A 25158-nucleotide genomic window follows, 5' to 3' on the forward strand; every position below is an offset into this window, starting at 1 on the left:
ACTACACCGCAGGCTCCGTATGCGCGTTCTCCTCGTCAAACTGTCGTCGCTCGGCGATGTGGTGCACACCTATCCGGCGGTCACCGATGCCGCCCGGGCGATTCCCGGCCTCGAACTCGACTGGGTGGTCGACGAGGCCTTCGCGCCGCTGGCCCGGCTGCATCCGGCCGTGCGCAACGTCATCGCCCTGCCGATCCGGCGCATGAAGAAATCGCCGCGCGAAACCTTGCCTGAGATGAAGCAGGCGGTCGCCGCGCTGCGCGGCGGCGGCTACGACCTTCTGATTGATGCGCAGGGCCTGATGAAGAGCGCGCTCGTCGGCGTCTTCTCCGGCGTCAAGCCGCGCCACGGCTTCGGGCGGGGCAGTGCGCGCGAAAGCCTGGCGACGTGGTTCTATCAGGTCGGGCACGACATTCCCGAAACCGAACACATGGTCACCCGCATCCGCAAGCTGTTCGCCGCCTCGCTCGGCTATGCGATGCCGACGACGGAGCCCGATGCCGGGCTGGTGCCGGATCTCGCAAACACAGGCATCCGCACGCGGAGCGGCGACGGTATCGTGCTGATCCACGGCACGAGCTGGGCCACCAAGACCTGGACGGTCGACGGCTGGCGGGGCGTCGCCGAACGCTGCGGCGCGGCCGGGCTCGGCGTCAAGCTGTTCGCCCATGGCGCGGTCGAGACAGAGCGGGCGGGCAAGATCGCCGCCGGCCTGCCGCACGTCGAACAGGTCCCGGCCGGCGGGCTCGACAGCATCATTCCGGTGATCGCCAACGCCGCCGGCGTCGTCACGGTTGATACCGGCCTCGGGCATCTCGCCGCCGCCTTCGGCATTCCGACGATCGGCCTCTACGGCCCGACCAATCCGGGGCTGACCGGGCTCGTCGGGCCGGATGTCGAGGAGTTCCTGTCGACGCGCGATTGCGCGCCCTGCGAGCAGACGACCTGCCGCATCAAGCCGGATTTCGGCGAGGGGCCGCCTTGTCTCGCCGACCAGTCGCCGGCGCGGGTCTGGCAGGCGCTCGCCCTGCGGCTCCGTCTGCCGTCAGCCCAGTCGCTCTGATCCGGCCAGCAGCTCGGCTTCGAAAAGGGCGCCCATGACGTGGTAGAGCGTCGATGCCGGCATGTGATCGACCGCAGGGGCTCCATCGGCGTCGAACCGGTCGATCCAGCCGCCATCCAGCATGTCCGGACAGAAGGTGACCAGGCTGGCCAGGAGATGATCCGCCATCTGCGCGGCGCCTTCCTGGCCACCCTTCGCCGCGGTGACGAAGGCCTTCACCCCCTCCGCATGCGGCCACGAGCGGAAGCTCGGATTGAGTATCGAGCCGGTCTCCGTGACGGCATCGACGATCAGTCCGCTCTCCTGATCGATGCCGTGATCGAGGCCGAAATCCAGCAGCCGATCGGTGACTTCCTCCGGGACGCTGCCGCCGAGTCGGCGATATTCGCCGAGCAGCCAGTACCATTCGAACTGGTGGCCCGGCTCGACCCGATTGTGTCCGCGCGGTTCGAGCGGCTTCCAGTCCGGCGTGAAGTCCTCGAGTAGCGCGCCGCTTTCGGCGTCGATGAACCGGCTTGTCGCCAGCTCGACCAGGGCGCTGGCGCGGGCGAAATCGCGCTCGCGGCCGGTCGCCTCGTAGAGCGCCAGAACCGCCTCCAGCAGGTGCATGTGCGGGTTCTGGCGGCGGGTCGGATCGTCGGAGGGCGCGGCGTCCAGATGGCCGCCATGCGACGCCGCGAGCACCATGTCGATTTCCGCCAACGTCTCGTCCGCCAGACGGATCGAGTGCGGATCGCCGGTCAGGCGGTAGCTCCAGGCCAGCGCATAGACGATGAAGGCATGGGCATAGAGATCCCGCACACGACTGGCCGGCTTGCCGTTCGGGTCGATCGAGAACACCCAGCCCGGATGACCGTCGGCGCGGTGATAGAGGCGCTCGACATTAGCGAGGCAGGCGGCCAGCACTGTTTCGGATCCGCGATGCCATCCCGCGAGCGTCGCGCGCGAAAAAGTGGCGATCTGCCGGGCCTGCACCATCAGGCGGGTGGCCGGCAGGGCGATCGGGTTCCGGTCGAAATCGAGACGTTCGTGAAACAGGCCGCGCGCCATGTCGAAGCCGACACCGCTCCAGAGCGGCAGCGCGGACTCTTTGGCCCAAGCCTTTGCAAAGGCGAAGCTCTTCATGACCGGGCCGCCGCGACGAGCGCACTGGTCGAGCGGCCGGGCACGATGTTGGCCAGCACCAGCCGGCCGCCATTCGCCTTGACAAAATCGGCGCCGACCACCTGGTCCTCGCGATAATCCGCGCCCTTGACCAGAACGTCGGGCTTCAGCGCCTGGATGGTCTCGAGCGGCGTGTCCTCGCCGAACAGCACCACGAGGTCGACGGCGCGGAGCGCGCCCATGACGCGGGCCCGCGCCTGCTCGTCTTGCAGCGGCCGCGTCGGCCCCTTCAGGCGTTGCACGGACGCATCGGTGTTCAGCCCGACGACCAGGCGGTCGCCTTCGCGCGCCGACGCTTCGATCAGGGCGATGTGACCCGGATGCAGCAGGTCGAAGCAGCCATTGGTGAAGACCACGCGCGAACCGCGCGCCTGCCAGCGGGCGACGATCTTCGCCGCGGCCTCCAGCGAGACGAGGGCGCCGGCATGGTCCTCGGCATGGCTGGCGCGATCGAGCGCGGCGATGAGCTCGGCGCGGGTGACGATCGCCGTCCCGAGCTTGCTGACCGCGATGGCCGCGGCGGCGTTGGCCATGATGACGCTCGCTTCGAGGGGCTGTCCGGCAGCGAGCCCGACGGCGAGGGCGGCGACCACCGTGTCGCCGGCGCCGGAGACATCAAACACCTCGCGCGCCTCGGCCGCGACATGCGTCACGGTTCCGTTCTGGCGCCAAAGCGTCATGCCCTTCTCGGCCCGCGTGACGAGAACGTCGCCGCCGAACTGCCGGCCGCCCTCGGCGGCGGCCAGGACGGCCTGCTCGTCGGTGTCGTCGGCAAGCCCCGTCGCCTCGAACAGCTCCTTGCGATTCGGCGTGACGATGGTGGCGCCGCGATAGGCCTCGAAGGTGCGCCGCTTCGGATCGACGATCACCGGCACGCCGCGCGCGTTCGCCTCGGCGATCAGCGACGTTACGACTGCGTCCGAGAGGACACCCTTGGCGTAGTCGGACAGCACGACGACGTCGGCCTCGCCGATCGCCGCCTTGCCGGCGGCGATGAGCGCCGCCTCGGACGAAGATCCGGGCGCGCCGGGGCTTTCCGCGTCAATGCGCACGATCTGCTGGCGGCCGCTCATGACGCGGGTCTTGGTCACGGTCGGCCGCTGCTCATCAACGACGAGATGGGCGAGGCTGATGTTGGAAAGCTTGCCGAGCGTGGCACGGAGCTCCGCCGCCTCGGCATCGGCGCCGACATAGCCGACGAGCGTGACGTCCGCCCCGAGCGCCGCGGCATTGGCGGCGACATTGGCGGCGCCGCCCGCGACGACGCGGACATCGCCATGCAGCAGGACGGGCACAGGCGCTTCCGGCGAAATGCGGCTGACGGATCCGGTGATGTATCGGTCGACCATGACGTCGCCGATCACGGCAACGCGTCCGGAATGCAATTCGTCGAGCATCGGCGATTCCTATATGGGCCTTTACGCAGCGTTTTCCTGTAGGAGCACCGTGACGAGGAAATCGTCAAGGTCCCCGCCGGAAAACGGATATCCGGCGATGTCGGCGCTGGCGGCGGCCGCCATGTCGCTCGGCTGGTCGCCGATCAGGAAGGAGCGCTCCCGGTCGATCGGCAGGTGGTGAAGCGCGCGCAGGATCATGCCGGGCTTCGGCTTGCGGTCGGGATGATCGACCCGATAGGCCGCGACGGTGCCCTCGGCATGATAGGGGCAGGCATAGAAGGCATCGATCCGCGCGCCCACCTTCGCCAGCTCCCGCTGCATATGGGCATGGAAGCGGGCGATGTCCGATTCGCCGTAATAGCCGCGCGCGACGCCGGACTGGTTGGTGACGACGACGACCAGATACCCGGCCTCGTTCAGGCGGCGGATCGCGGCCGGCGCGCCGTCAACGAAGGTGAGGTCTTCCGGCCGGTAGGTATAGCCGTGGTCGACGTTGATGACGCCGTCGCGATCGAGAAAGGCAGCCGGTCGCAGGACCCGGCTCAAAGCGCGATACCCTTGGCGAGATAGTCGCCGACATAGCTCTGGATGCCGTCCTCGAGCGAGCGGAAATCGGCATTGTAGCCGGCGCGGCGAAGCTTCGAGACGTCGGCCTCGGTGAAGTACTGGTAGGCGTTGCGGATGCGCTCCGGCATGTCGACATAGTCGATCCGCGGCTCGCGGCCAGACGCCTTGAACACGGCGCGGGCGAGATCGGCGAAACTGCGCGCCTTGCCGGTTCCGACGTTGAAGATGCCGCTGACACCAGGGCTCGCGATCAGCCAGCGGACGACGTCGACGCAATCGGCGACATGCACGAAATCGCGCAGCTGGCCGCCATCCTCGTAATTCGGATCGTGCGAACGGAAGAGCGTCACCGCCTCGCCGGCGGCGGCGGTCGGATAGATCTTGTGGATCACCGAGCGCATGTCGTCCTTGTGCGCCTCGAACGGGCCGTAGACGTTGAAGAACTTCAGGCCGGCCCATTGCGGCGGCGCCGCGCGGCCGGCGCGGACATCCGCGATGATCTTGCGGTCGACGGCGAGCTTGCTCCAGCCATAAGCGTTGAGCGGCCGCAGGCCGGCGAGATCCGTGGGATCCTCGCTGTCGACGAAGCCGTCCTTGCCGTCGCCATAGGTGGCGGCGGAGGAGGCGTAGACCAGGCGAATGTCGCGGGCGGCCGCAAGGGACCAGAGGTCCAGCGTCGCGCGGATGTTGCGCTCGACGATCAAGTCGACGTCCGGCTCGGTGGTGGCCGAGATCGCGCCCATGTGGACGATCGCCTCGACGCGGCGGTGGTTCGCCTCCAGCCAGCCGAGGGTCGCTTCCGGCAGGATGACGTCGTCGAGCAGGATATCGGCGACGTTCAGCCATTTGCGGCCGGTGCCGAACCAGTCCGCTACGACGACGCGCCAGCCGTCGGCGGCCAGCGCCCGCGCCATGTTGGACCCGATAAAGCCGGCGCCGCCGGTCACCAGGATCGTGTCGCGTCCGTCTCTCGCATTTGCGCTCATCGATATTTCCTCAAGGCGGGCAGCGGCTTCCATCGCGCAACGCGACGGTCGGTTGGATAGCGCAAGTCAGGAGGCGATGGAACCGCCGGCACCGGCCCTGGCCACCGCCACCACCCGCTCGACGGCGGAAAAGACCCGCTCCGCCTCGATGCCTTCGAGGCAGGCGAGCGTGCCGAGCGGGCATTCGCGCTTGAAGCAAGGCCGGCAGGAAAGCTCGATCGAAACCACCTCGGCGTTCGGCGCCGTCGGCGGCGTCATCTTCTCCGAGCTGGAGCCGTAGACGACGACGAGCGGGCGGTCGAGCGCGCCGGCGACATGCATCAGACCCGAATCGTTGGAGACGACGGCATCGCACCGGCCGAGCAGCGCGGCGGCCTCGACCAGCGAGGTCCGGCCCGAGATGTCCTCGACGGGAACACCGGCGAGGCGGGCGATCTCGGCGGAGATCGTCTTGTCCTTCGGGCCGCCGAAGAGGCGAACCGCATAGCCGGCGGCGTGTGCGAGCCGGGCAAGCGCCGCGAATTTCGGCGCCGGCCATTGCTTCGCCGGGCCATATTCGGCGCCGGGGCAGAGACCAAGCACGGGCTTGCCGTCGTTCAGGCCGAACTTGGCGATCAACGCGCCGATATCGATGTCCGGCTGCCGGAGCAACGGCCGGGGCGAGGCGGGCGGCTGGCCCGGCGGTCCGGCGAGGGCGACGAAGCGGTCGATCGTGCGGGCCCTCTTGCGGGCCGAGTCGTCGCGCGCATCGGTCAAAAGCAGGCTGCGGCCCTCGGCGGCATAGCCGATCCGCTCGGGAACCCGCGCCGCGAAAGAGGGAATCGCCGCCTTGAAGGCGCGCGGCAGGATGATCGCCGTGCCATAGCCGGCCGATCTCAGCGAGCGGCCGATCTTCCACCGGCCCGTGAGCCCGAACTCGCCATGGCCGAAGCCGAGCGGGATGAGGTTGCGCACGCCTTCGATCAGTCCCGCGACCGGCAGCGAGGCCGGCGGCGCCAGCACATCGACCGGCCGATCGGGAAAGCGCCGGCGCAGCGCGGCGACCAGACTCGCGGCCATGACCATGTCGCCGACCCAGGAGGGGCCGACGAGGAGGATGGGGGAGGTTGGGTCGGTGGCGCGCATGTGGTGGCTCGGGGCCTTCATGGCCCCGGGCCGCCCGGCCGTCAAGCCGGCTTCAGCCGCGCGGGTCGGTGAGCGGGATCTCCTGTGGCGAGTTGCCGGGGAGTTCCTGCGGGATGGGCAGGATGTCCGGCGGTTGCTGCGGCGGCGCCGGTCCGGGTGGCGGCGGGTTCGGCGTGTCGGGATTGCCTGGCAATTCCTGTGGCGGAACCGGCGGAATGTCGGGCGGTTTCGGCGGCCGGTCCGGCTGTGGTGGCGGATCATGCACCGGCGGCGCCGGACCGGGAGGCGCCGGGTTCGGCGGCTGGCCCGGATCCGGGACGTCAGGGCCGGGCGTCGGAGGCGGCGCGGCGTTCGGGTCGATCATGCGGTTCTCCCTTCGCCTGTCCAACGGGACGAGGCGAGGGGAGTTCCGCCCTTACGTCCCGCCGCGTGCCTCCGGCTCGGGGCTGTCCGGCGTCGCGCCGTCGTTCTTCCCGTCTGTGTTGCGCTGGCCGAACAGCAGGCGCTGATAGACGAGGCCGATGCCGATCAGCACCGCGCCGAGGCCCATGAAGGACAGCGCCCGCCAGACGCCCTCCAGGTTCGACATGTCGAGCAGGAAGACCTTGAGGACGGTGACGACGATCAGCAACGCCGAGGCGAGGCGGGCCGAGCGCTGGCGGAAAACCAGCCCGAAGGCGAGCAGCAGGATGCCGAGGACGAGCCAGGCAACTGAATAGGCATAGGATTCGGCGGAGCCGACCGGATCCCAGGAGAGATCCGGCGACGTCGCGAACAGGAAACGGATTTCCAGCGTCACGGCGGCGAAGGCGAGGGCGAAGGCGACGACCCCCGTGGCCGGCTGCAGGAAGCGGGGCCGGGTGACCGGCATCGTCCAGGCCACGAGCCCCGCCAGCACGGCCGGCAGGCCATAGGCGAGCAGGATCTCGTTGAAGACCGGGCCGCCGAACACGCGGTCGCCGGTGAAGAGCGGATTGGCGACGAAGCCGAGCCCGACCACCGCGTTGAGCAGGCCGAAGATCCGCGCCAGGACGCCGCCGAAGCGGAACACCGGGCTCGGCCGGCTCCGCGCCAGCCGGGTCAAGCCGAGGGCGAAGGCGAAGGCCGCTGCCGTGGTCAGCCCCTGCTCGGCGAGCGCGGTCGTCGGCGACAGGAGGTCGCCACCGAAGACGATGGCGCGGATCTCGAAGACGACGAGCAGCGCCGAGAGGATCACCGCCAGCGCCTCGGCCGCATAGACGGCGCGGTCGACGCGGATGCGCCGGAGCAGGACCGAAGCGAAGGCGAAGGCGGCTGCCGGAATACCGTAGCCGATCAGGATCGACAGGTAGACGCCGGATCCGGAGCGCACGCCGAAGATGTACGGATCCCAGGCGATGCGGCCGAGGACCAGCAGCGCCAGCACGGCGACGGCGTAGCGGAGCACCGGAATCGGCCGCCACGTCTGCACCCAGGCCGCGCCGAGGCCGGCAAGCGCCAGCGCCGTCGTCAGCATGCCGCCCTCGAGCGCCATGGTGAGCGCGCTGGCGACCGCCGCGATCGATCCAGCGGCAAAGACGCCGGTCGGGATCATGTCGGTGATGAGGCCGGCGCGCTCCCGCCGGGCGAAGCGTTCCGTCAGGAAGGCGTAGAGCCCGGCGAGCGCGAGGGCGATGGCGGCGAAGCCGAGATTGGAGACGAAGCCGGCGATGCGGAGATAGGCAACGATGGCGACGAGAACCGGCCCGGCGCTGGCGGCCGCGGCATGCGCGGTCGTCGCGAACGGCCCGGCGACCGGCGACGCCTGAAGCCGGCCGAGCGCCGTTGCGAGCAGCGCCGCCGCGCCGAGCAGGGCGACGATGCCGAACATGCGGATGGCGTCCGGCATCGGGAAATAGGTTGCGAGGTTGCCGGTGACGTAGGTCGTCGGCTCCAGCGCCGCCTGCTGCGCCGCCGGCCAGAAGAAGAGCAGGGCAATCAGCTGTGCCGCCGCGATCGGCGCGGCCAGCGCCACGGCATCATAGCGCCGCGCCAAGATGAGCAGCATCGCGCCGCCGATCAGTCCGGATGCGATGCTCGCCGAGGCATAGTCGTTCGAGAGCGCCCCGAAGACGAGCAGCGCGGCGATGCCGGCGAGGACTGCAACGGCGAGCCCGTCAGGCCGGTCGGTGACGTTGCCGCGCTGGACGTCAACGACGAGGAACAGCGACGAGAGCGCGAGCAGGACGATCGCGTAGACGCCGCTCTCGATCGCGCCGGCGCCCGCGCTGAGCATGACGACGCCCCAGAGGATCGCGGCGACGCTGGCCGCGATGGCGAGCCAGCGCCAGAGCCGCAGGCGGGCGAGCGCGAAGGCGAAGGCCGTCACGATGACGAGATAGAGCATCAGTGCCGGGATGTTCGGAGCGTCCGACGAGATCAGCAGCGGCGTCGCGTAGGAGCCGGCCATACCGAGGCCGGAAAGCCAGGCGCCATGCAGCCCGGCGGCCGCCATCGTGGCCATGCCGATCAGCGCGAGCAGGAGGAAAGCCGCCGTCGGTCCGATGAGATCGTAGAGCGCGTAGGCGGCATAGACGGTCGCGAACAGCCCGACCGTGCCGGCGGCGGTCAGGATACCCGGTATGTTGGCGGAAGGGATGCGCGAGAAGGTGGCGACCCGCTCCGAGCGGCGCAGCCATTCGCCCAGGCCGAGCAGGACGATCGAGAACAGGGCGCCGAAGGCGATGCGGACTTCGGGTCCGAGCAGGCCGGCCTCGATCGAGAAGCGCACGAGGAAGATCGCGCCGAGCGCCAGCGCCAGGCCGCCAACCCAGACGGCCCAGCGCGCGCCAAGCTTCTGCTCGAAGCTCTCGGTCGGACGCTTGGCAGCCTCGGGCAGGGGAATTGGCGGAGGCTCCGGAGCCTCGGCCGGTGGCGGCGTCTCGGCGGCGTCTTCCGTCGCCTCGAAGTCCGGCTCGACCCAGTCGGGCTCCTCGATGGTTGGCTCGTCGACAATCTCAGCCGAATCGTCCTGCGGGCCAGCCGCCGCCAGCCGGGGCGGCGCGGCTTCGAGCGCCCGCAGCCGCGCTTCGAGGGCGCGGATGCGTCCGCGCGCGCCGAGCGACATGACGAAGGCCGAAATCGCCATGATCGGCAAGGCGACGAGGGCGAGAATCCCGAGTGCGATCAATCCATCCATGCGAGTCTGTTAGCATGACTGGCAAGCGAGGGCTGTGATCGATTTCGCAAGCCGGCTGCGGGTCTTCCCTGCGGCCTTCCCGCGCGACGGCCCGGCCGCTGTTGCCGCCGCCCGGACTTCGCTATATCCCGCTGTCTTCGAGCGGGACAGGAACAGGACGATAAGCGCGTGAGCAGAGCCGAAGCGACCGCAGGCGAGGCAGGGACGATCTGGTCGCGCCTCGCGACGTTGATCGAGAATGCGGTCGATCGGGTTTCTCGCTCCTCAGCGGCCAGCCTCGCGCTGATCGCGATCGTGGCGCTGCTCGCCTTCCTGCCGGGCCATTTCACCCTGCCGCCGGTCGATCGTGACGAGCCGCGCTTCGCGCAGGCGACGCACCAGATGGTCGAGACCGGCAACTATCTCGACATCCGCCTGCAGGAAGAGACCCGATACAAGAAGCCGATCGGCATCTACTGGCTGCAGTCGATCGCCGTTTGGGCAACGGGCACCGGACCGGACGCGTCGATCGGCATCTATCGCCTGCCGTCCCTCTTCGGCGCCATGATCGCGGCCTGCCTGACCTGGTGGCTGGCGATCGCCTTCGGCCGCCCGCGCGTCGCGCTGCTGGCCGGCCTGCTGGTGGCCTCGACCGTCCTGCTCGGCATCGAAGCCCGCCTCGCCAAGACCGACGCCGTGCTGCTCGCGACCATCCTGGCGGCGCATGGAGCGCTCGCCCGCGCCTGGCTCTCGACCTCGACCGAACGCAATCTGCGCCTCGCCGCGATCTTCTGGACGGCGCTCGGCGCGTCGATCCTGATCAAGGGTCCGCTCGGCCTCGCCGCCATCGCCTGTCCTTTGATCCTGCTTTCCGTCATCGGCGGCTCGTTCCGCTGGCTGAAGCAGCTGGCCCCGCTTCCGGGCCTGATCTGGATGCTCCTTGTCGTCGCGCCCTGGTTCGTGGCGATCGGCATCGCCAGCAAGGGCGCCTTCTTCCAGGAAGCCGTCGGCAAGGATCTGATCGGCAAGGTGGTGAGCGTGCAGGAGTCACACGGCGCGCCGCCCGGCGCCTATTTCCTGCTGCTGTTCTTCACCTTCTGGCCGGCGGCCGCCTATCTCAGCACCGGCATCTCCTGGATCATGGACCGGCTGAAGCAGCCGGTGATCCTCTATGCCTTCGTCTCGGTCGTGCCGTACTGGCTGATCGTCGAGGCGATGCCGACCAAGCTGCCGCATTATGTGCTGCCGGCGTATCCGCTGCTGGCGATCGCGACGGCCTCGGCTCTCGATGCCGGCGGCATCCGCCGCGAAGGCTGGTTCGCCCGCTTCGCGGCCTCCGGCGCCGCCCTCATGCCGGCGGCGCTCGCGGTCGCGGCCGTCGTCATCGCCATCCTGCTGAGCGAGAACCCCTCGGTGGCGGGCGTCCTCATCCTGATCGTCGCCAGCATCGTCGGCGTGGTGTCGGGCCGGCTCTTCATTCCTTCGCCGATCGCGAGCGCTGCGGTCGCGGTGCTCGCCGCTGTCATCACCTATCTCGGCATTTTCGGCTTCGTGCTGCCGCATCTCCAGCATGTCCGCATCAGCGAGAACCTCGCGACCGCCGGCCGCGCCGCGCTCGATTGCCCGAATCCACGCTTTGCCAGCGCCGGCTATGGCGAGCCGAGCCTCGTGCTCCTCGCGGGAACCGACACGGTGCTGACGGACGGGGCCGGGGCGGCGAGCTTCCTGGCCGCCGGCGACTGCCGCGCCGCCTTCGTCGAGAAGCGGCAGCTGCCCTCCTTCAACGAGCGTACGGATGATCTCGGCATGATGGTCGACGAGACGGGAACGGTTCGCGGCTACGCCATCAATGGCGGGCGGCTCGTCGAATTCCACATCTTCGTCGCGCGGAGCGCCACGCCATGAGCGTCTGGCGTTTCCGCCTGTCCCGCCGCCTGTCCTGGCCGCGCGAGAACGTCGCCGCCATCGCCGAGCGGGTGCGTCGCGTGGAGCAGCGTCCCTCGGCACACGCTCCCGTCTTTCAGGCATCGGACCTGATCGCGCTTCTGGTCATCAGCGTCGCGCTGGTCCTTTTCGTCGGGCTCGCATTTGACGCGCTGTCAGTCGAACGGGCCCGCGCGCTGCCGCGCTTCGTCTTCTTCCTGGGCGACTGGCTCTCCTATTTCGGCCAGTCGCAATGGGAGCTGGTCCCGTCGGGCGTCGTGGTCCTGGTCCTGATCTCGGGTCGCTGGAAGATCGTGCCCGCCAGAATCCGGTCCGCCTGGGCCGAAATCGGCGCGCTTTCGTTCTATATCTTCGCGGCCGTTGCCGGCTCCGGCATCCTCGTCAACATCGTGAAGCAGTTCATCGGCCGTGGACGGCCCATGACCTTCGACGAATACGGCGCCTTCACGCTGCATCCGCTCGAGTTCGCGCATCGATTCCAGAGTTTTCCCTCCGGCCACGCCACCACCGCCGGCGCGCTGATCGCCATCGGCTTCCTCGTGTTTCCGCGCTGGCGCATCGGGCTTCTGATCCTCGGGCTGCTGATCGCCGGCAGCCGTGTCGTCGTCGGCGCGCATTATCCGAGCGACATCCTCGCCGGATTGATCTTCGGCTATGCCTTCAGCCTCTGGTTGGCCGGACGTTTTGCCGCCGCAGGCTGGGCCTTTCAACGCGGATCGACCGGCTCTATAAGGGCTCGCACCGCGGCGACCCGCGCAGCCTTTCAAACACCTGCCCGCATCGCGGTCCTCGTTGCCGGACTGCTGGATGCGCTGGTGGGACGGCGCGTCTGGATCGCGGCGCTCAAATCCATCGGAGACGGTTCAAATGACGATGCCCGCTTCCAGCGAGACCGTCTTGGCAGATCCTAGCGCCGGGCAGGACCGCCCCGAAGTCTCGGTGGTCATTCCCTGCAAGAACGAAGCAGAGAACCTGCCGGAACTGATCGGGGAGGTCGCGACCGCCCTCGATGGCCGTCGCTTCGAGCTCATCGTCGTCGACGACGGCTCGACGGATGCGACGCCCGACGTCGTGCGCGACCTGATGCTGACGCGGCCGTGGCTGCGCCTGTTGCGTGACACCCGCTCCAGCGGCCAGAGCGCGGCGGTGCGCACCGGCCTTCTGGCGGCGCGCGGCGACGTCGTCATCACCATCGACGGCGACGGCCAGAACAATCCGGAATTCATGCCGGCCATGCTCGACGCCCTTGCCAAGGGCGGCCCGCAGACGGCGCTCGTCGCCGGCCAGCGCCTGAAGCGCACCGATTCCGGCGCCAAGCGGATCGCTTCGCGCATGGCCAACCGGCTGCGCGGCGCGATCCTCAAGGACGGCACGCGCGATTCCGGCTGCGGCCTGAAGGCCGTGCGCCGGCATGTCTTCCTGCTCTTTCCCTATTTCGACGGCTGGCACCGCTATCTGCCGGCCCTCACGATCCGCGAGGGCTACAAGGTCGCGCATGTCGACGTGGTCGACCGCAACCGCCGTCATGGAACTTCGAAATACGGCATCCTGGATCGTGCGCTCGTCGGGGCGCTCGACCTGTTCGGTGTCTGGTGGCTGATCAGGCGGCGGAAGAACATTCCCGCGCCGACGGAGGTAACGATCGATGGACGGTAATCTGTTCAGCGCCATCGGCGGCTGGCTGCACCACGTTTTCGTCGAGCAATTCGATGTCTGGATCCTGCTCGGCTTCGTCGCGCAGGCGATGTTCACCATGCGCTTCGTCGTGCAGTGGATCGCCAGCGAGCGCGCCAAGAAGAGCGTCGTGCCGGCCGCCTTCTGGACCTTCTCGATCCTCGGTGGCGGGCTGCTGCTCGTCTATGCGATCTACCGCAAGGACCCGGTCTTCATCGCCGGCCAGGCGGCCGGCCTGTTCATCTACTTCCGCAATGCCTGGTTCATCCTGAACGAGCGGAAGCACAAGCGGGAATCGGGCGCCGTCAGCTGAGATTGCTGACGCGCGCGAAGCTCTCCTCCAGGTCCTGGATCAGGTCGGCCGTATCCTCGAGGCCGATCTGCAGGCGGATGATGTGATCGCCCGACGGCCAGGCCTTCGCGGTCCGGCGCGGCCGGCCGATCACGGCCAGGCTCTCATAGCCGCCCCACGAAAATCCGAGCCCGAACAGGCGCAGCCCGTCGAGGAACGCCTTGACCTTGTCGAGGCTCCAGTCGCGGGTGACGATGCCGAACAGGCCGCTCGATCCGGTCATGTCGCGCTTCCAGATCGCGTGGCCCGGATGGGAGGCCAGGCCCGGATGCAGCACACGGTCCACCTCGCCACGCTCCGATAGCCAGCGCGCGACGGTCAGCGCCGAGCTTTGCTGCCGCTCCAGCCGGATGCCCATGGTGCGCATGCCGCGCAGCGTCAGGTAGATGTCGTCAGGCCCGACGCAGAGGCCGAGATGGCTGTGCGTATCCTTGAGCAGCGGGAGCGTGCGCGCATTAGCGGCGACCGTGCCGATCATCACGTCCGAATGGCCGCAGAGATACTTCGTACCTGCCTGGATCGACAGGTCGACGCCATGGGCGAGCGGCTTAAAGAAATACGGGGTCGCCCAGGTATTGTCGGCCAGCACATAGGCGTCATGCGCCCGCGCCACGGCGACGATGGCCGGAACGTCCGAGATCTCGAAGGTCAACGAGCCGGGGCTTTCCAGATAGACCGCCCGGGTGTTGGCCCGGAACAGCCCCGCGATCGCCGATCCGATCGTCGGATCGAAGAAGGTCGTCTCGACGCCCATGCGCTCCAGCACGCTCGTGGCGACGGTGCGGGCCGGGTCATAGACATTGTCCGCCATCAGCAGGTGATCGCCGGACCGCAGCACCGACAGGAGCGCGGTCGAGACCGCGTTCAGGCCCGACGGACAGAGCACGCTGCCTTCCGCGCCCTCGAGCTCGGAGATTGCATCCTCGAGCGCCTCGATCGTCGGCGTGCCGCGCCGGCCGTAGGTATAGCGCTGCTTGCCGGAGAGCAGGTCGTCGGCGGTCTCGAACAGCACCGTGGAGGCATGCACGACCGGCGGATTGACGAACGGACCCGTGATCGAGTGGTCGCGCCCGCTGCGCACCAGACGGGTGAGGGGCTTCTCGTTGGCGAGGTCGTGGTCATGCCGGGACATGGTGGCTCCGAGGATGGCTGGCAGAGGTATGGGGGCCGGAACTCGCGTCCCCAGCTGGCGCATCGAGCCAAATCCGTTGCTGAAACAATGGCCTGCCGACGATACCGCGCCCCCTTGACCCGCTTGGCATAATGCCATGTGATGAAGGGGTCAATTCAAGTTACGATCCGCGGTGCGTGGGCTCAGCCATGAGCGTCGGGCGCAGACCCGAGATGGAGTGCGATCAATCCGCACTCGGCCATCGTCATGGTACCATGCCGAAGATCTCGACAACGGGGCGATACTGCATCGAGCTGAAGAGACGTGCACTCCAGGGGAAAAGAAGGCTGCGCAATGTACAGGAATATTGCATCTATTCTCGCAGGCGCCGCGATGGCGTTGATGGGCGTTACGGCAGCTGGTGCCGGTACGCTCGAAGACGTCAAAGCCAAGGGCTTTGTCCAGTGCGGAGCGAACGGCGGAAATCTGATCGGCTTCGGCGCAACGGACGAAAAAGGCGAGTGGAGCGGCATCGACGTCGACTTCTGCCGTGCCATCGCCGCCGCGATCTTCAACGATCCGAAGAAGGTCAAGTTCACGCCGCTCAACGCCAAGGAGCGCTTCACGGCGCTGCAATCGGGCGAAGTGGACGTGCTCTCCCGCAACACGACCTGGACCATGTCGCGCGACAGCTCGCTCGGCCTCCAGTTCGTCGGCGTCACCTATTACGACGGCCAGGGCTTCATGGTCCGCAAGTCGCTCGGCGTCTCTTCGGCGCTGGAGCTCTCCGGCGCCAAGGTCTGCACGCAGACCGGCACGACGACGGAGCTGAACCTCGCCGACTTCTTCCGTTCCCACAACATGCCCTATGAGGTCGTTGCCTACGAGAAGAACGAGGAAGTGCTGCAGGCCTACGAGGCGGGCCGCTGCGACGCGTACACGACTGACGCCTCCGGCCTCTATGCCGAGCGCTTGAAGCTGACGGCGCCTGATGACCACATGATCCTGCCGGAGATCATCTCCAAGGAGCCGCTCGGTCCGGCGGTCCGCCAGGGCGACGACAAGTGGTTCACGCTGGTGAAGTGGACGCTGTTCGCGCTGCTCAACGCCGAGGAACTCGGGCTCACCAAGGCCAATATCGATGAGAAGAAGACGTCCGATAATCCCGAGATCAAGCGTTTCCTCGGCATCGAGGGCGAGTTCGGCACACCGATCGGTCTCTCGAACGACTGGGCCTACAACGTCATCAAGCAGGTCGGCAATTACGGCGAGATCTTCGACGCCAATATCGGTCCGTCGACCCAGCTCGGGATCGCGCGCGGCCTGAACAATCTCTGGTCGAAGGGCGGCATCCAGTACGCGCCTCCGATCCGCTGACATCCAGCATCCGACCACGGGCGGCGCGGCCGCCCGTGGCATTGCCCGCGATCGACGGACAGCAAGATCCGGATCAGCGGCGATGAGGGGAAGCAGGCCGGCGCGGCCCGGCCGATCAAGGGGACATACTTTTGACCGACAGAGGCGCGGCGTCCGCAGGGGGACGCATGGCATCCCTCCTCAACAATCCGACGGTCCGGGGCATCGCATTTCAGATTGTCTTCGTCCTCGTGCTGGGTTGGCTTGTCTGGGACATCATCGACAACACGGCCCGCAACCTCCAGAAGGCGAACATCGCCGCGGGCTACGGCTTTCTGGGACGCACCGCCGGATTCGGCATCATCCAGCGGGTGATCGACTATACCGAGGCCTCCTCCTACGGGCGGGCGCTCGTCATCGGCCTGGTGAACACGCTGATCGTGGCCGGGCTCGGCATCGTGTTCGCGACCATTCTCGGCTTCATTGTCGGCGTCGCGCGGCTGTCATCGAACTGGCTGGTCTCGCGCACGGCCGCCGCCTTCGTCGAGATCCTGCGCAACATCCCGCTGCTGCTGCAGCTGTTCTTCTGGTACTTCGTCGTGCTGCGCAATCTGCCGGGCATGCGCGAGCGGATGACGCTGATCCACGGCGTCGACCTCAACATCGGCGGCCTCCACGTGCCGAGGCTGGTGGCCGGCGATGGCCTCTGGCTCGTGCTCGCGTCCATTCCCGTGGCCATCGCCGCCGCGATCTTCGTGACGAAATGGGGCCATGACCGGCAGAGCGAGACCGGCGTCCGTCCTCCCATCGGCACGATCAATACGGCGCTGATCCTGGGTCTGCCGATCGTCGCCTTCTTCATCTCCGGCCGGCCGATCAGTGTCGACTTTCCGATCTTCAATGAAACGGGACCGCTGCTCCGGCGCGGCTTTCAGGCCGGCACCGGCATGACGATCATCCCCGAGTTCATCGGGCTGCTGCTGGCGCTCTCGCTCTACACGTCGACCTACATCGCCGAGGTGGTGCGCGCCGGCATCCAGGCCGTCAGCCGCGGGCAGACGGAGGCGGCCCATTCGCTGGGCCTGCGCGCCGGGCCGACGCTGCGCCTGATCGTCCTGCCGCAGGCGATGCGCATCATCATCCCGCCGCTGACGAACCAGTATCTGAACCTGACCAAGAACTCGTCGCTCGCCGTCGCGATCGCCTATCCCGATCTCGTCGCGGTCGGCGGGACCGTGCTGAACCAGACGGGGCAGGCGGTCGAGATCGTCAGCATCTGGATGCTGTTCTACCTCGGGCTGAGCGTGCTGACATCGATGGTCATGGGCTACTTCAACAAGCGCGCCGCGCTGGTCGAGCGGTGAGGAGAAGCCATGAACGCGCCAGCCAAAAGCTTCGTCCGCCGCGCTCTAATCGAGCCCCAGGCCGCTCCCCGCAGCACGGTCGGCATCACCGGCTGGATGCGGCAGAACCTGTTCTCGTCGCCGCTCAACGGCGTCATGACGGTCCTGATCCTGGCGTTCATCGTCTGGATGGTGACCCCCTTCATCCGTTTCACGCTCGTCAACGCCGTCTGGGAGGGCGCCGACCGTTCCGTCTGCGCCACGGCGACGGGCGCCTGCTGGGCCTATGTGAAGGCCTACCTGCCGCAGTTCATCTATGGCCGCTATCCGATCGCCGAACGCTGGCGGGTCGACATCGTATTCCTGCTCCTGGTGATCGGGCTCGTGCCGCTGCTGATCCCGCGCGTTCCCTTCAAGCGGCTGAACGCGCTGTTCCTGATCGGCGTGTTTCCGATCATCGCGTTCATCCTGCTGACGGGAGGTCATGTCCGGTTCTCAGGAAGCCTGATCCCGTCCAGCCTGATGGAGCCGGGACCGCTTCGCTTCGCCGTGCAATACGCGCTCGTCTCCGCGCTCATCCTCGGAGGGCTGGCGCTCTTCGCCAGATTGGCGGGGAGGCCATTCTACGGCTCCGGCACCACCGCGGCCGTCATCCTCGGCTATATCGCCGTGGTCCTGTTCCTGGTTGGTCTCGATTTCGGCCTCGTGCCGGTCGAGACGGCCAATTGGGGCGGCCTTCTCGTGACGCTGGTGGTCGCGATTACCGGTATGGTCGCCGCGCTGCCGCTCGGCATCCTGCTGGCGCTCGGACGGCGCTCGAACATGCCGGTGGTGAAGCTCGCATCGACCATCTTCATCGAGGTCTGGCGCGGCGTTCCGCTGATCACCGTGCTGTTCATGGCCTCGGTGATGCTGCCGCTCTTCCTGCCCGACGGCGTCTCGTTCGACAAATTGCTCAGGGCCCTCATCGGCGTGGCGCTGTTCCAGGCGGCGTATATGGCGGAGACGATCCGCGGCGGCCTGCAGGCGATCCCGCGCGGCCAGTATGAAGGTGCGATGGCGCTTGGCCTCGGCTATTGGCAGATGATGCAGAAGATCGTCCTGCCGCAGGCGCTCCGCATCGTGATCCCCGGTATCGTCGGGTCGTTCATCTCGCTCTTCAAGGACACGACGCTGGTCATCATCATCGGGCTCTATGACTTCCTGGGCCAGATCCAGGCGTCCGCCAACGATGTGAAATGGGCGTCACCCGTCACCGGACTGACGGGTTATATTTTCGCAGCCATGGTGTTTTGGGCATTCTGTTTCTCGATGTCCCGCTATGCTGCGTTTACAGAAAGACGGCTCGACAGGGGCCGAAGATAGAATCCAGGGGAGTCTCCATGTCGGATCCGTCCGTTGCTGCCATCGAGGTGCCGCTCGTTCCGCCCGCCCTTACCGTTTCGTCGACCGACGTCGCGGTGGAGATGGTCGACGTCAACAAGTGGTATGGCGAGTTCCATGTCCTTCGCGACATCAACCTGAAGGTCATGCGCGGCGAGCGCATCGTCATCTGCGGTCCCTCGGGCTCCGGCAAGTCGACGCTGATCCGCTGCATCAACCGCCTGGAAGAGCACCAGAAGGGCAAGATCGTCGTCGACGGCAAGGAGCTCACCAACGATCTCCGCAAGATCGACGAAGTGCGCCGCGAGGTCGGCATGGTGTTCCAGCACTTCAACCTGTTCCCGCACCTGACAATCCTCGAGAACTGCACGCTGGCGCCGATCAACGTCCGCCGCATGCCGAAGCGCGAGGCCGAGGACATCGCGATGCACTACCTGAACCGGGTCAAGATCCCGGAACAAGCGAACAAATATCCGGGCCAGCTCTCGGGCGGCCAGCAGCAGCGCGTCGCCATCGCCCGTTCGCTCTGCATGAACCCGCGCGTCATGCTGTTCGACGAGCCGACTTCGGCGCTCGATCCCGAGATGATCAAGGAAGTGCTCGACGTCATGGTCGGCCTGGCGCTCGAGGGCATGACGATGATCTGCGTCACGCACGAGATGGGCTTTGCCCGCCAGGTCGCGAACCGCGTGATCTTCATGGATGGCGGCCAGATCATCGAGCAGAACGATCCGGTCAGCTTCTTCACCAATCCGCAGCACGAGCGGACCAAGCTGTTCCTGAGCCAGATCCTGCACTGACGCCGAGCAGCGGCCGAATGCAAAAAAGCCCGGCAGGATCTGCCGGGCTTTTTCGTCTTCTACGCCGATCGTCTTATCGGCCGTTCAGCAGCGGCGTGATGTTGCGGATGGTGACGCGGCGGTTCTGCCGCTCCGGTCCGTCCGTCGGGATCTTCAGGTAGCGCTTGCCGTAGCCCTGGCTGACGAGCGCGTCGCGCGGGATGTCGAAATAATCCGACAGGATCCCGGCCACCGAGGCGGCGCGACGATCGGAGAGCTCGAGATTGGCGAGGTCGGTGCCGACCGCGTCGGTGTGGCCCTCGATCAGGAAGACCGCGCGCGGATCGCGATCGACCACATGGCCGATGGCGCGGCCGATCGAGCGCAACTTGCGGACCTGGTCATCCGGCACGCGGGCCGAGCCGAATTCGAAGGTGATCGTGTCGAGATCGACGCGGCGCACCATGTCGCGGACACGCGGATCGCGACGGATCTCGTTCATCGAATAGCCGCGGTCGATCCGCTGCACCGGCGCAGCGCGGAACGTGTCCTCGATCTGCCGTTCGGTGGCACGGCCGCCATCGATGAAGCGATCGCTCGGCCGGTACGGCCGATCGCCGCGATAGCCCGGAGGCGGCGGAACTTCCCGGTCGCCCGGCATCCGGCCGTCGATGAAGATGTCGCGCGGCGGCGGGCCGTCGCGATAGCCGCCGCGATCGGGACCGTCATTGCGGTCGCCGGGGCGGGGCGGCCGGGCGTCGGGACGCGAACGCTCGTTGCGCGATCCGTCCGGCCGCGCCTGTTCGCCGCGCGGCGGGCGGTTGCCGGCATCGTCGGGACGGCGGTCCGGCGCGGGCTGCGCCTTCGGCGGCTGCGGCTTGGGTTCAGCCTTGGGAGGTTGCGGCTTCTGCTCGCCCTGCGCCGGCTTCCGGTCCGGTCGCGAGGGCTCGTCCGGCTTCTTCGAACCGGCCGGCGGCTGATAGGGCTTCGGCTGCTCGCCGCTGCCGGCTGACGGCCGGGCCGGACGATCCGGATTGTCGTCGGTCTTATTGTCGTCAGTCTTGGGAGGCTGCGGCGCAGCCGGCTTTTCGGGCTCGGCAGGGGCCGCGCCGCCGGGTGTCTCCACGGCGCGAAGGTCCTTCATCGCGTCGGCGACGCCGCGCCGCGCGGCGCGCACGTCACCGCCGGTCTCCTCGGCCTGCTTCAGCGATTCCTGGGCCTTCTCCAGCAGTTCCTTTGCATTCTGGACGCGATCCTCCGCCGCCTGGGCAACGACGATCGGCCGGCTCTCCATCTGCGCCTGATCGGCGAGCGCCATTGTTGGGCCGCCGAAGAGGACGGGAACGGCAACCGATGAAAGCAGAAGAAAATAGGAGGGTCTCATGGTCTTCCTGCAGCTTGGCCTCAGCTGGCCGATGTCTGGGACGGACGCGAGGTCGTGTCTGGATGCGTCATTCCATGCCGCCGAAATGCGGCAACCGTGAGAGACATATGCGCGGATTGCCGCTGAACGACGGCTGAATGGACCGTTCAGCTTGTGGGCGGTGGCCTACTGGTCGGCCGGTCCCGTCACGACGGGTGCGTCGGGAGCGCCGCCCCATTCGGCCCAGGAGCCGTCATAGAGCGCCACGTCGCGAGCACCGAGCGTGGCAAGCGCCAGCGACAGGATCGCGGCCGAGACGCCGGAGCCGCAGCTCGTGACGATCGGCCGGGACGGATCGACACCCGCCTCGGCGAAGGCCGCCTCGAGATCGGCGGGGCTCTTCAGCCGGCCGTTCGCCACGACGGCGCCGAACGGGACATTGCGGCTCCCCGGCATATGACCGGCGCGCAGGCCGGGCCGGGGCTCCGGCGCTTCGCCGCGAAAGCGCTCGGCCGGGCGGGCGTCGACAACCGTCGCGCCGCCGGCATTGATCACACCCCGGACCTGGTCGAGGCTGCGCACAGCGCTCGCGTCGAAATGCGCGTTGAAGGTGGCGGGGCTGCGTGTGGCTTCGCCTGTCTCGACCGGACGGCCGTCCGCGATCCACTGCGGAAAGCCGCCATCCAGGATGCGGACATCGGCGGCGCCCATGGTGCGGAAGGTCCACCAGACCCGCGCGGCGGAGAAGAGCCCCGCGCCGTCATAGACGACGACCGTCTGCGTCTCCGAAATGCCGAGGCGGCCGACGGTCTCGGCGAAAACCTCCGGCGAGGGCAGCATGTGTGGCAGGCCGGAGCGGGTGTCCGCGATCGCGTCGATATCGAAGAAGACGGCGCCGGGGATGTGAGCCTTGCGGAACTCGGCCGCCGCGTCGCGCTGCGCCGTCGGCAGGTACCACGAGGCATCGACCACGGCGATGGCCGGATCGCCCAGGCGGGAGGCCAGCCATTCGGTCGAAACGAGGGTGGTTGCGCGGTCGATCATGTCCGTCTCCGGTCGTCGGTCATTCTAGCGATGGGGGAGGCTCAGGCGAAGCGGATGCGGACGCGCCGGTTCTGCTTGCCCTTGTTCTCGATCTTGGCGACGACGAGCGGGCCGATCTCGCCGGTTGACTGCACATGCGTGCCGCCGCAGGGCTGCAGGTCGATGTCGCCGATGCGGACGAGGCGGACGCGGCCGCTGCCCATCGGCGGCATGACGCTCATCGTCTTGACCAGGCCGGGATTGGCGAGGAGCTCCTCGTCCGTGATCCATTCGGTCGAGACCGCGTGATCAGCGGCGGCGAGGGCGTTCAGCTTCGCCTCGATCTCTTCCTTGGCCGGCACGGCGCCGTCGATGTCGAAATCGAGATGGCCTTCCTCGGCGCCGATGCGGCCGCCCGAAACGGGGAAGGGCAGGGCGACGGTGAGGAGATGCAGGCCGGTATGGATGCGCATGTGCCGATGCCGCGTCGCCCAGTCGAGATGCTGGACGATCGTCTCGCCAAGCGCAGGCAGGGCGGAGCCCTCGCCCGGCACGTGCACGATGTCGCTCTTGCTGTCGCCATAGACGGTGGTGGCGATCTTGATCATCGACCCGTCTTCGCGCTCCAGCGTCCCGACATCGCCCGGCTGGCCGCCGCCGGTCGCATAGAAGACGGTGCGATCGAGCAGGATGCCTCCGCGCTCATTGATGCCGACGACCTTGGCTTCAGCGGTCGAAAGATAGGGATCGTCGCGGAAGAGCAGGGTCGTCTCAGCCATCGTCACGCCTTTTCATAAGGAATGTGGATCTCGGGATTGCGCTCGAGCCAGCCGGGGACCGGCAGGCCTTTTTCACGCAGGAAGGTGGGATTGAACAGCTTCGATTGATAGCGCGTGCCGTAGTCGCAGAGGATCGTCACGATCGTATGGCCGGGGCCGAGCTTTTTGGCCAGGTGAATGGCGCCGGCGATGTTGATGCCCGAGGAGCCGCCGAGGCAGAGGCCTTCATTCTCGGCGAGGTCGAACACCACCTCGAGCGCCTCGGCATCGGTGATCTGATAGGCCGCGTCGACGGGCGCCCCTTCCAGATTGGCCGTGATGCGCCCCTGGCCGATGCCCTCGGTGATGGACGAACCCTCGGCCTTCAGCACGCCGGTCGTGTAATAGCTGAACAGCGCCGCGCCGAGCGGATCGGCCAGCGCGATCTGGATGTCCGGGTTGCGGGCCTTGAGCGCGATGCCGATGCCGGCCAGCGTGCCGCCGGAACCAACCGCCGAGACGAAGCCGTCGACCTTGCCGCCCGTCTGCTCCCAGATCTCGGGGCCCGTCGTCTCGATATGCGCCTGGCGGTTGGCGACATTGTCGAACTGGTTGGCCCAGATGGCGCCGTTCGGCTCGGTCTTTGCCAGTTGCTCGGCGAGGCGGCCCGAGAGCTTCACGTAGTTGTTCGGGTCCTTGTAGGGAACGGCCGGGACCTCGATCAGGATCGCGCCCGCGAGCCGCAGCGCATCCTTCTTTTCCTGCGACTGCGTATCGGGAATGACGATGACCGTCTTGAAGCCGAGCGCGCTCGCAACCAGAGCGAGCCCGATGCCGGTATTGCCGGCGGTGCCCTCGACGATCGTGCCGCCCGGACGAAGCTGCCCCTTGGCGACGGCGTCCTGGATGATGAACAGCGCGGCGCGATCCTTGACCGATTGTCCCGGGTTCATGAACTCGGCCTTGCCCAGGATCTCGCAGCCCGTTTCATCGGAGGCACGGCGGAGGCGGATCAGAGGGGTGTTGCCGATGGCTTCGACGACGGAAGGAAGGACGGCCATGATTGCTTTCTGGAATGAGAGACGGGAAGGCTAGCTGGCCCACAGACTGGCTTCAAGCAGGACCACCCCGCAAAGCACCATTCCCCGACGGCTTTCAACGATCCGGAATATCATTCTTCAACAGGCTGCATGAAGAGGAAATCAATCCTCTTCGTCGCTCTGAAGCCGGGAAAAGGCGCGAAGCGCCCGGTCGCGGGAGGTCGCGAGGTCGACGATCGGCTCCGGATAGCCGGCAACGCCGCCCGCCTTCCAGGGCGCGTGGATCGCCTTGGCGGGAAGGCGCGCGAGCTCCGGCACATAGGCGCGGACATACTCGCCGGCGGGATCGAATTTCTCGCCCTGCAGGACGGGATTGAAGATCCGGAAATAGGGCGCGGCGTCTGCGCCCGACCCGGCCACCCATTGCCAGCTCGCCGGATTGTTGGCGGTGTCGGCATCGACCAGCGTATCCCAGAACCACGCCTCGCCGACCCGCCAGTCGACCAGCAGGTTCTTGATCAGGAACGAGGCGACGATCATCCGGACGCGGTTGTGCATCCAGCCGGTCTGCCAGAGCTCGCGCATCCCGGCATCGACGATCGGAATGCCCGTCCGGCCCTGCTTCCAGGCGGCAAGAGCGACCTCGTCGACAGGCGGCCACGGAAAAGCATCGAAGCGCGGCTGGAAGTTGCGGGTGGCGAGATCCGGCTGGTGGTAGAGCAGGTGCCAGGAGAATTCGCGCCAGCCGATCTCGGACAGGAACTTGTCGACATTCGGCTGACCCAGCTCGGCGTCCGGCCGCGTCTCGGTGAGCGTGTGCCAGAGCTGGAACGGGCTGATCTCGCCGAAGCGGAGATGCGGCGACAGGCGCGAGGAAGCCTCGGCGGCCGGTTCGTCGCGGTGGCCGGCATATCTTTCGAGCCGATTCTTCAGGAACTCCGCCAGCCGGGCATTTGCGCCCGCTTCTCCCGGCGTCCAGCGTTCCCGGATCCCGCCGGCCCAGTCCGGCGCGGTCGGCAGCAGCTTCCACGAATCGAGACTGTCGGAATGCAGGCCGGCGACGGGACCGGGCAGGGCGTCCGGCCGCGCCAGCGGTGCGCGCGGCGGCAATTGCGCGCGACAGGCCTTCCAGAACGGCGTGTAGACCCGGAACGACCGGTCGCTCTGGGTGCGCACGGTCCAAGGCTCGCAGAGCAGATTGGCCTGAAAGCTCTCGACCTCGACGCCCCTTTGTTTCAGCGCCGCCTTGATCCTCGTGTCGACCGCGCGCTCGCCCTCGCCGTAGCGCCGATTCCACGTCACCCGCGCCGCGTCGATCTCGGCGACGAGGTCGAGGATGACGTCCGCAGCCGGCCCATGCCGGAGCGCCAGCGTCTGTCCAAGGGCGGATAGGTCGCGGTCGAGCGCGGCCAGCGAACGATGCAGCCACCATTTCACCGCGGCGCCGAGCGGCCGGATTCCCTCGCTGAACTCGTCCAGCACATAGACGATCGCGAGCGGCAATCCCTCGCGGATGGCCGCGAGCAAGGCGGGGTTGTCGGCGAGGCGGAGATCGTCGCGCAGCCAGACCAGCGTCGGCCTTGAGGCAGCCATG

The 25158-nt window shown here is 67.6% G+C and carries 22 protein-coding genes; 9 read left to right on the top strand and 13 right to left on the bottom strand.

Annotation, left to right across the window (positions count from 1 at the left end):
- Positions 1–19: 19 nt before the first annotated feature.
- Positions 20–1063 (top strand): lipopolysaccharide heptosyltransferase I, encoded by a 1044-nt coding sequence (waaC, locus tag AC6HZP_RS12425; protein WP_497523122.1) that lies wholly within the window; start codon positions 20–22, stop codon positions 1061–1063.
- Here waaC and AC6HZP_RS12430 read toward each other — a convergent pair.
- From AC6HZP_RS12430 to AC6HZP_RS12460, 7 genes are all read right to left on the bottom strand, one after another.
- Positions 1046–2188, bottom strand: a complete 1143-nt coding sequence (locus AC6HZP_RS12430; protein WP_497523123.1) for an AGE family epimerase/isomerase — start codon at positions 2186–2188, stop codon at positions 1046–1048. The two genes, waaC and AC6HZP_RS12430, sit on opposite strands and share 18 nt — an antisense overlap.
- On the bottom strand, positions 2185–3624 hold the full coding sequence (rfaE1, locus tag AC6HZP_RS12435) for a D-glycero-beta-D-manno-heptose-7-phosphate kinase (protein WP_497523124.1): 1440 nt from the start codon (positions 3622–3624) through the stop codon (positions 2185–2187). The genes AC6HZP_RS12430 and rfaE1 overlap by 4 nt, the downstream gene beginning before the upstream one ends.
- Positions 3625–3645: 21 nt before the next feature.
- The gene (locus AC6HZP_RS12440) at positions 3646–4170 is read right to left on the bottom strand and encodes a D-glycero-alpha-D-manno-heptose-1,7-bisphosphate 7-phosphatase (RefSeq protein WP_497523125.1); all 525 of its coding nucleotides are present in this window, start codon (positions 4168–4170) and stop codon (positions 3646–3648) included.
- Positions 4167–5177, bottom strand: coding sequence for an ADP-glyceromanno-heptose 6-epimerase (gene rfaD, locus AC6HZP_RS12445; protein WP_497523126.1), 1011 nt, complete (start codon positions 5175–5177; stop codon positions 4167–4169). Before rfaD ends, AC6HZP_RS12440 begins: the two co-directional genes overlap by 4 nt.
- A 66-nt stretch (positions 5178–5243) precedes the next feature.
- Positions 5244–6302 carry a lipopolysaccharide heptosyltransferase II gene (gene waaF / locus AC6HZP_RS12450; RefSeq protein ID WP_497523127.1) on the bottom strand — a complete coding sequence of 353 codons (1059 nt, stop codon included), beginning with the start codon at positions 6300–6302 and terminating at the stop codon, positions 5244–5246.
- A 52-nt stretch (positions 6303–6354) separates the two neighbouring features.
- Positions 6355–6666, bottom strand: a complete 312-nt coding sequence (locus tag AC6HZP_RS12455) for a hypothetical protein (protein ID WP_497523128.1) — start codon at positions 6664–6666, stop codon at positions 6355–6357.
- 51 nt (positions 6667–6717) lie between these two features.
- The gene (locus AC6HZP_RS12460) at positions 6718–9459 is read right to left on the bottom strand and encodes a DUF2339 domain-containing protein (protein WP_497523129.1); all 2742 of its coding nucleotides are present in this window, start codon (positions 9457–9459) and stop codon (positions 6718–6720) included.
- Between the two features lie 168 nt (positions 9460–9627).
- Here AC6HZP_RS12460 and AC6HZP_RS12465 point away from each other — a divergent pair, with 168 nt between their 5' ends.
- Genes AC6HZP_RS12465 through AC6HZP_RS12480 form a run of 4 tightly spaced genes read left to right on the top strand, consistent with a single transcriptional unit; the run spans position 9628 to position 13369 of the window.
- Positions 9628–11343: an ArnT family glycosyltransferase gene (locus AC6HZP_RS12465; RefSeq protein WP_497523130.1), complete on the top strand. Its 1716-nt coding sequence runs from the start codon at positions 9628–9630 to the stop codon at positions 11341–11343.
- Complete coding sequence (locus AC6HZP_RS12470; RefSeq protein ID WP_497523131.1) at positions 11340–12293, top strand: phosphatase PAP2 family protein; 954 nt, start codon at positions 11340–11342, stop codon at positions 12291–12293. Before AC6HZP_RS12465 ends, AC6HZP_RS12470 begins: the two co-directional genes overlap by 4 nt.
- Positions 12250–13038 (top strand): glycosyltransferase family 2 protein, encoded by a 789-nt coding sequence (locus tag AC6HZP_RS12475; RefSeq protein ID WP_497523132.1) that lies wholly within the window; start codon positions 12250–12252, stop codon positions 13036–13038. The genes AC6HZP_RS12470 and AC6HZP_RS12475 overlap by 44 nt, the downstream gene beginning before the upstream one ends.
- The gene (locus tag AC6HZP_RS12480) at positions 13028–13369 is read left to right on the top strand and encodes a lipid-A-disaccharide synthase N-terminal domain-containing protein (RefSeq protein WP_201403856.1); all 342 of its coding nucleotides are present in this window, start codon (positions 13028–13030) and stop codon (positions 13367–13369) included. Before AC6HZP_RS12475 ends, AC6HZP_RS12480 begins: the two co-directional genes overlap by 11 nt.
- Here AC6HZP_RS12480 and metC read toward each other — a convergent pair.
- The gene (metC, locus tag AC6HZP_RS12485; RefSeq protein ID WP_497523133.1) at positions 13362–14540 is read right to left on the bottom strand and encodes a cystathionine beta-lyase; all 1179 of its coding nucleotides are present in this window, start codon (positions 14538–14540) and stop codon (positions 13362–13364) included. The two genes, AC6HZP_RS12480 and metC, sit on opposite strands and share 8 nt — an antisense overlap.
- 333 nt (positions 14541–14873) lie before the next feature.
- On the opposite strand from metC, the gene AC6HZP_RS12490 reads away from it, so the two are divergent.
- The 4 genes from AC6HZP_RS12490 to AC6HZP_RS12505 all read left to right on the top strand — a co-directional run bounded on the left by AC6HZP_RS12490 (position 14874) and on the right by AC6HZP_RS12505 (position 19401).
- Positions 14874–15896, top strand: coding sequence for an amino acid ABC transporter substrate-binding protein (locus AC6HZP_RS12490; protein ID WP_201403858.1), 1023 nt, complete (start codon positions 14874–14876; stop codon positions 15894–15896).
- 167 nt (positions 15897–16063) lie between these two features.
- Positions 16064–17239 (top strand): amino acid ABC transporter permease, encoded by a 1176-nt coding sequence (locus AC6HZP_RS12495; RefSeq protein WP_497523134.1) that lies wholly within the window; start codon positions 16064–16066, stop codon positions 17237–17239.
- 9 nt (positions 17240–17248) lie between these two features.
- Positions 17249–18583 carry an amino acid ABC transporter permease gene (locus tag AC6HZP_RS12500; RefSeq protein ID WP_497523135.1) on the top strand — a complete coding sequence of 445 codons (1335 nt, stop codon included), beginning with the start codon at positions 17249–17251 and terminating at the stop codon, positions 18581–18583.
- 17 nt (positions 18584–18600) lie between these two features.
- A complete protein-coding gene (locus AC6HZP_RS12505; RefSeq protein WP_305798452.1) occupies positions 18601–19401 on the top strand; it encodes an amino acid ABC transporter ATP-binding protein in 801 nt (266 codons plus the stop codon).
- Between the two features lie 73 nt (positions 19402–19474).
- Here AC6HZP_RS12505 and AC6HZP_RS12510 read toward each other — a convergent pair whose 3' ends face one another.
- The 5 genes from AC6HZP_RS12510 to AC6HZP_RS12530 all read right to left on the bottom strand — a co-directional run bounded on the left by AC6HZP_RS12510 (position 19475) and on the right by AC6HZP_RS12530 (position 25157).
- Complete coding sequence (locus tag AC6HZP_RS12510; protein WP_497523136.1) at positions 19475–20698, bottom strand: OmpA family protein; 1224 nt, start codon at positions 20696–20698, stop codon at positions 19475–19477.
- A 231-nt stretch (positions 20699–20929) separates the two neighbouring features.
- The gene (gene sseA, locus AC6HZP_RS12515) at positions 20930–21787 is read right to left on the bottom strand and encodes a 3-mercaptopyruvate sulfurtransferase (protein WP_497523137.1); all 858 of its coding nucleotides are present in this window, start codon (positions 21785–21787) and stop codon (positions 20930–20932) included.
- Positions 21788–21828: 41 nt separating this feature from the next.
- Positions 21829–22545 carry an alanyl-tRNA editing protein gene (locus AC6HZP_RS12520; protein ID WP_201403863.1) on the bottom strand — a complete coding sequence of 239 codons (717 nt, stop codon included), beginning with the start codon at positions 22543–22545 and terminating at the stop codon, positions 21829–21831.
- A gap of 2 nt (positions 22546–22547) precedes the next feature.
- Positions 22548–23585 (bottom strand): cysteine synthase A, encoded by a 1038-nt coding sequence (locus tag AC6HZP_RS12525; protein WP_497523138.1) that lies wholly within the window; start codon positions 23583–23585, stop codon positions 22548–22550.
- A 141-nt stretch (positions 23586–23726) separates the two neighbouring features.
- The gene (locus AC6HZP_RS12530; protein WP_497523139.1) at positions 23727–25157 is read right to left on the bottom strand and encodes a cryptochrome/photolyase family protein; all 1431 of its coding nucleotides are present in this window, start codon (positions 25155–25157) and stop codon (positions 23727–23729) included.
- Between the last annotated feature and the right edge of the window lies 1 nt (position 25158).

The organism is Kaistia sp. SLG-1 (assembly GCF_059699055.1).